The sequence below is a fragment of the Parabacteroides sp. 20_3 genome, assembly GCF_964238835.1.
In the GTDB taxonomy this organism is placed as follows: domain Bacteria; phylum Bacteroidota; class Bacteroidia; order Bacteroidales; family Tannerellaceae; genus Parabacteroides; species Parabacteroides distasonis.
Map to the genome: position 1 here is coordinate 354366 of NZ_CAXSNO010000006.1, position 6727 is coordinate 361092.

Genomic DNA, 6727 nt, shown 5'->3' on the forward strand with positions numbered 1-6727 from the left:
AGGGATTATTCTCTCTCTCGCAACATCCGTCGCATCTTCATATACCGATATTGCTTAATAATCATCTTGCGGCTACGTATGATCTGATAACGGTAAATGATACAAGACAAGATGAAATATACGCCCGCTTGAATCCATAATACCCGATATTCATGCGCCACCTCATGCAAGGAAGCGCCTGCCGTATTGATACGAATAAATCCCTGGATACCCGGAGTAGAAGGAAACAAATAACCCACCACTTTCCAAAACGGAGGAATAGCCGCCTCCGGCCAAGAGACACCCGAGATAAATAACAAGATGACAGACGTGAAAACGAATACCAACATAGGCGACTCACGACTCGTCATAAATCCAGATAGCGTCATAGACATAAAAATACAGGCAAACAGGTAAGGCAGTAAAAACAACAAAATAGTCAGTGGCTCACCAACCTGAGGTAAGGAGAATAACTTAGGGACAATAGCCAATACCCAGATGCAAACCACCACATACAGCAAAAGATAAGTCAGCGACTTGCCGAACACGATACGCAAAGTTCCATTAAAATGCCGGCAAATAGGCACCAGACTATGAAAGCGGTTCTTTTCCCGGGCCGTTCCTCCCAACATTCCGATACCCAATATCAAGGTCTGTTGCAATACCAAGATCAAGATAGCCGGTACCAAGAAACTGGCAAAGCCATTCTGGGAATTAAACAACGCTACCGATTCATACGGGATCGGGTCTACCGTGATCTGGTCCATCTTATCCGTAGACGACGGATTATTATGCATCCGAAGTTCCTTACCCATATCCAATGACACCTCTGTCGTCGCCAAAAGGAAAGCCTTATAAAACAATAAGGCGCTCATATCGCAATACAACGAGACAGTTGTCTGTCGCCCTTCATGCAGGTCCTTACTATAATCCGGGGGAAAGAGCAAAATTCCATAGGCCTTCTTCTCATCCAACATCTTCTTGGCTTCCGCCATATCCGGACAAACACCCACTACTTCCACATCTGGCGTGGCGTTAACCCGTCTGGTAAACTCACGACTCAAATAGGAATCACTTTGGTCTACCACCACCATCTTCGCCTCGTGTACTACCTCGTTATTATATATAAATGAATAAAGCAGCGGATATACGAAAGGCACCAAGAAAAAGAAAATCATGACCCCCGCATCTTTAAACACGTTTCTCAATTCATCCTTCCAAATATAAAACGTATCCAGAAGACCTTCCTTTATGATATATCGTAAACGATGTTCTCTTTTCATCACATACAGTTTTTACGGTAGATATTTGAAATCCAACAACGCCCTCTTCAAGTTCCGCCCGATAAGGAACGGCAAGATCAGAAATCCCAACAACCAAACGTACTCGCCCAACGTATAGAATAGTGCCCGCCCGTTCAAGGCTTGATCGACATAAATCAAGAAATAATGCCGTAGAGGAAACAAACGAGCCAACGCTTGCAACGTAGGGTCCATACCTTGTACCGGAAACGAGAATCCGACAATGGAGAACGAGATCATTCCGAACAGGCTGGCGAAGCTAAGCCCTAAACGGGGAGTAGGTAATACGCCGATCATAAATACGCCTACCGCCTGAGAGGATATAATCAGCAAAAACATCGCCAAAAGCATCGGAAACCAACCGCTATTTAACGGGAAAGAATTAAATCCATACAACACCGCACAATACATAAAGCCTACGACCGTAAAAATAGCCGTCTGCGGCAATAACTTTCCCAACAAACTAACTGCGATAGAACTCCCTCCCATATCCAACCATTTACGGGATGTAGAATATTTAATTTCTGTACCAATGCTGAATACCGTCACTAGAAATACCATCAACTGAATGATACCCGGCAAAACCGTATTATTCAAATATACCGAATAATTCAACCACGGATTGCCGATCGGATGCGTATCGATCACGATCGGTTGTAGCTGTCCCATGATCTGCGCTTCGGTATATCCTTTAGCTTGTCCGGTTTGTAAACCCACAGCGGCCCCCGCCAATACCGACATCGTTTTCATATCCCGAAACAGCAAGGAAGCGGCGATCAAATAGGTACCATTCGTATAAAAAGACAACCGGGGCTGCTTTCCAGATGTGGCGTCCACGGCGAAACCGGATGGAATGTAAAAAATTCCATATACATTCCCTTTCTGCATTTCCTGACGAGCCTCGGTAAACGACATGGTTTTCATATACACCTCTGTCTGCTCAAAGGCATCCAGCTGGCGAATCAAATTGCGCGAGGTAGCAGAGTTATCCATATCCACCACCGCTATCGGCAGATCGGTCGGCAATCCCTCATGCATCAACGATACAAAGAAAATGACACAGATAGCCGGAGCGATCAGCATACAAAAGAAGTAAATCGGTTGAGCCACCAGCCGATGCACCTCGCGCTTCGCGATAAGCCAGATTCTATGCAAACTTTCTTTATAGGTCATACGATCTCTTTCCCTTTTTTCTTTAAGATCACGGACATTCCCGGACGAAGATCAGCGACTTTCTCCAACGGACGGGCACGCACCTCGAAAGTCTTCGAGTCATATTGTCCATTCGTCTTTGTCGCTTTCCATGCGGCATACGAGCCCATATCCTTCATATAATAGACTTTTAACTTCACCGGTAGGTCCCCCAACGCCGGAATAAAAGCATTTACTTCCGAGCCAATCTTGATATCTTTCAACAGATCCTCACGAATACTGAAAGTTACCCATACATCATTTAAATCAGAGATATTCATGATCGGAGCGCCTGTACCAACCAACTCGCCGACTTCCGGGAACCGTTCTGAAACCTCCCCGTCAATCGGAGCCACCAAAGCGCTCTCGCCCACATACGACTCCACTTCGGCGATAGCACCTTCCGCACGTTGGACCATAGCGGCAGCGGCAGCCTTATCTTCCTTACGGGCACCTTCTTTTGCCATCTCATATTGAGAACGGGCAGCCTTCTCTGTCGCTACCATAGCGTTATAATTAGCCTCCACCTCGTCTCTTTTTTGAGCGGACATCACCCCTTTCTCGTATAAATTCTGAATACGATCGAAAGATTTCTTAGCGATAGTTAATCCAGCTTGCGCCTTTTGCCACATCTCATAAGCGGCCGTGATTTCCTGTTCACGGGCTCCTTTAATCGCTTTAGCGTTCTGCGCCTCCGCTGCCGCACGAGCCGCCTCCGCTTGTTTCAGCTTCGCCATAACCTCGGGCGTGTCTAAAAAGACCAAAGTATCTCCGGCTTTTACCTGATCGCCTTCGCCAAAACGATAAGAAGCGATACGTCCGGGAACCTTACCGGAGATACGAACTTGGGTGGCCTCGGCCTGCCCCATTATAATATCGTCAGGCGGTGTAAGCAGAAAGAAACCCGCCAAGGCTACCAATCCGATCACGACCAATACTGTGATAAAAGCTAACATCATGTTACTGATAGAAAACTTCTTGTTCTCGTTCATCTCTGTGTATATTTTTATTTGTTATTACTCTTATTCATTTGCGGACAGTTTACCCAAAGCCTTGCTTAGATAAACTTCTGTTAATTTCACCTCGATTTGAGCATCAATCAAACTAGAGCGAGCAGAAACCCATGCTGTCTGCGCCTCCATTAAGTTCAAAGCCGGGATAACCCCTTCCTCAAAACCGAAATTCGCACGCCGCAAATTCTCTTCCGCATTTTCCATATTACGGGAAGAAGCGATCAACTTTTTGCCCGCTTCATTCACTTTATAAACGGATTGATTTACCTGCAACTCGATCTTTTCACGAGCATCCTGCCATTCCAGTGTTTTTATGCGCGTTTCCGCTTTCGCCGAGTTACGCCTATAAGTGCCTTCCCACCAACCGGACAAGGGTACCTTTACCATAACTCCGACATTAAACATACCGGCGAAATCATTTTTAAAACCATTAAAAACATTCGGATTCGTGACGAAGTAATTCGCCGCTAAAGCGACATTAGGCAACATCTCTGCCAAAGCAATACGTTCTTTTCGCTTATAGATTTTCGTTGCCAGATCCAAACTTCTCAGTTCATTACGATTCATGAAAGCCTCATTCAGATCGGCCGAGGCTTGTGTTGTCTCTACCGGAAAATTATCCAGCTTCTCGTCTGCAAGCGATAAATCCTCCTCTAAAGACAGACCACAAATTTGCGCTAAAAGCATTCGGGTTAAAGCCAGACCATTCTCAACCTTAGTCTGAGCCATCTCTGCCTCATTCAGTTTCACCTTGACAGAAAGACCATCGGCCTCGGTAGCGACTCCCTCATAGATCATAGCGGTCACATCACTATCCATCTTACGGAGCAAATCCACATAAGCGTCCGCCAATTTCTTCTTATTCACCAAAGATATGACCTGCCAATAGGTCTCGTCAGTCTTATAAATCAAGTCCTGCAACTGTAAATTATTCATTGACTCCGCTAATTGCTTGGCAAACTTAGTGATTTGGTTATAATTAACGATCTTCCCGCCCATGAATACAGGCTGCACCAACGATACATTACCCACCCAGATATTCTGCACATCCAAATGTTGCATATCGTTCACCCCACTCATCAAATGTTGGATCATCGGTAATTGGGCCAAGCCACCTAAAGAAGAGCTCAAGGATGAGGACAAAGCGCCCATGTCCAGTAAGTTTATATCCTTCTGGTTCCACATATAGGCACCGTTTGCCGATAATTGAGGAAAATACTTGGTAAAAGCGGCTTTCTTCTCGTTATCCGCCATCTTGATCTTTTCGCCAGAGATTTGTAGCTCCTTATTGTTCTGGATCGCCAGATTCCGGCACTCTTCCAATGTCAACATTCGCTGAGCGTGCATACAGCTCACCGTGACTACAAATGTTAATAGTAAGATAGTTCGTTTCATCTTTATATCGTTTTAACCTACCTATATAATGCCATCATATTCCCTATGTGACAAAAATATAAAAACCCGCACAAAAGTATAGGTTTAAAGCGAATATAAAATTGAACTAATTCAATAAAGGATACGTTTCTTCAACTTACAATACCAAGAATCACTAACCCCCATATATTGAGCTATATATTTATCAGGTACCCGGCTTACGATCCATTGGTGGTTCGTATAAAGATATTTCAGGAATTCTTCCGCCTTACAGGTTTGACGGACAGCGAACATTGAATAGAGCTTGGAAATAATCATCAGCATCACATTCTGATAACAGGTAGCGAAAGCTGGATATCCCAACGACAAACGTTCGATATCCGTCCGGGAGAAACAAAGTAATTCACCATCCTCGATAGCTTTCACCTCAAACTCAGAAGGGACTTGTGTAAAATAACCGATTGTAGAAACAAATGGGTACATACTATCCGAGGAGAAACCGGTTACGCATTCATTCCCATTCTCATTAATATATTGATTGATAAAAAGCCCTTTATTAATAAAATAGGCATCTTGGCACAACTCGCCCGTACGAATCAAATAATCCCCTTTCCGGATTGTCACACCTCGAGTACAACTTTCCAAATCCTTTAGGAAAGATTCATCTCGAGACAGAATCTCCGGAATAAAACTTAGGAACTTCTCAAAGTCGGGAGATAATTTCATAGTTAATCATCCAAGGTAAATCTCTTCTGTCCGATCAAATTACCGTCAGAGAAAATATCCACACGGTAAGTACCCGGAGATAAGAATTCCTCGATATTCCAATACATGGTCACAGCCACCTCCTCACCTTCATATTCTATCATTTTCTTCATAGAATAATTGATTTCCTTTCCTTCAAAAGCGAATACATCCGCACGGCTTTTCACCAATATATCGTCATCCGGTTTCATGATCCGTACATATACCATCTTTTCGCCGACAGGAGCGGTAATGTTCTTCGCTATCTTGAAAGTCACGACGAATTGCTGCATCTTCTTAATACGCTTAGCTAGTTTACCTCGAGAGTTCACAGGAGTCACGTTAATATCCGTCGCATCCAAACGACTAGCTAACGTTACTCTTTCCGTCAATTTCTCTTTTTCCTTTTTCAAGGTAGCAGCTTGTGAAGTAGCCCTCTGATATTTCTGAACAGCCTCTTTCTTCTCAACCTTCAATTGCTCATTCTCACGATTCAAGGAATCGATTTGGACAACATAGTTACGCATGATTTTACGTAAGGTATCCAATTCCTTTTTCAAGCGAGCTATTTCCTTCGCATTCGTAGCCTTCACCGTACGCAATTCTTCCAATAAACGTTGTACCTTTGCTTGCTCCGTAGATAATAGGGCAACAAGGGAATCATTGCCTACGCTAAACTTATAACCTTCATATTGAAGAGACAATTCATTATATTCATCCTCCAAAGATTCTTTCTCAAGATCAAAGGTTTCCACCAAATCAGTCATTTGCTGCTTTTGATGATAAATATAATAACCGGCACCAGCAATAATCAGTACCAATACTATAACTGCTACGATAAGTAGCGAAAGTTTATTTACTTCTTTATTCTCTTTCTTTTCAGTATCCATATGAGGTTCTTAGCTATTACAAAAGCACAAAATTACAATTTCTTATCCATCCGAACAACAAAGTACACCTAAAAATAGAAAAAGGCAGAGAGGATATATACCAAAAAAAGGAGTCACCCCTTACGGACTGACTCCTCTCCATCGGCTGTCGCCTTGCTTCAAGACGGCGGCTACCTACTCTTCCACTGTTACGCAGTACCATCGGCGTGACGAGGCTTAACTTCTCTGTTCGGAA

6 protein-coding genes are annotated in these 6727 nt (G+C 43.7%); all 6 read right to left on the bottom strand.

The genetic code is table 11. The features are described from left to right. Window positions 1-5: 5 nt before the first annotated feature. A complete protein-coding gene (locus ACESPU_RS14550) occupies window positions 6-1262 on the bottom strand; it encodes an ABC transporter permease (protein WP_022192865.1) in 1257 nt (418 codons plus the stop codon). Between the two features lie 12 nt (window positions 1263-1274). Then, window positions 1275-2453 (bottom strand): ABC transporter permease, encoded by a 1179-nt coding sequence (locus ACESPU_RS14555; protein ID WP_158532811.1) that lies wholly within the window; start codon window positions 2451-2453, stop codon window positions 1275-1277. Then, a complete protein-coding gene (locus ACESPU_RS14560; protein WP_005865742.1) occupies window positions 2450-3463 on the bottom strand; it encodes an HlyD family secretion protein in 1014 nt (337 codons plus the stop codon). Before ACESPU_RS14560 ends, ACESPU_RS14555 begins: the two co-directional genes overlap by 4 nt. 30 nt (window positions 3464-3493) lie before the next feature. Next, window positions 3494-4879 carry a TolC family protein gene (locus tag ACESPU_RS14565; protein ID WP_005861471.1) on the bottom strand — a complete coding sequence of 462 codons (1386 nt, stop codon included), beginning with the start codon at window positions 4877-4879 and terminating at the stop codon, window positions 3494-3496. A gap of 111 nt (window positions 4880-4990) precedes the next feature. Further along, window positions 4991-5584 carry a Crp/Fnr family transcriptional regulator gene (locus ACESPU_RS14570; RefSeq protein WP_005861469.1) on the bottom strand — a complete coding sequence of 198 codons (594 nt, stop codon included), beginning with the start codon at window positions 5582-5584 and terminating at the stop codon, window positions 4991-4993. 2 nt (window positions 5585-5586) lie between these two features. Continuing rightward, window positions 5587-6492 (bottom strand): hypothetical protein, encoded by a 906-nt coding sequence (locus tag ACESPU_RS14575; protein ID WP_005861467.1) that lies wholly within the window; start codon window positions 6490-6492, stop codon window positions 5587-5589. Between the last annotated feature and the right edge of the window lie 235 nt (window positions 6493-6727).

What these genes read in the sequence shown, in the direction of transcription:
- ACESPU_RS14550 (WP_022192865.1), bottom strand. Translation starts at nt 1,262, where the DNA reads ATGAAAAGAGAACATCGTTTACGATATATCATAAAGGAAGGTCTTCTG.
- ACESPU_RS14555 (WP_158532811.1), bottom strand. Translation starts at nt 2,453, where the DNA reads ATGACCTATAAAGAAAGTTTGCATAGAATCTGGCTTATCGCGAAGCGC.
- ACESPU_RS14560 (WP_005865742.1), bottom strand. Translation starts at nt 3,463, where the DNA reads ATGAACGAGAACAAGAAGTTTTCTATCAGTAACATGATGTTAGCTTTT.
- ACESPU_RS14565 (WP_005861471.1), bottom strand. Translation starts at nt 4,879, where the DNA reads ATGAAACGAACTATCTTACTATTAACATTTGTAGTCACGGTGAGCTGT.
- ACESPU_RS14570 (WP_005861469.1), bottom strand. Translation starts at nt 5,584, where the DNA reads ATGAAATTATCTCCCGACTTTGAGAAGTTCCTAAGTTTTATTCCGGAG.
- ACESPU_RS14575 (WP_005861467.1), bottom strand. Translation starts at nt 6,492, where the DNA reads ATGGATACTGAAAAGAAAGAGAATAAAGAAGTAAATAAACTTTCGCTA.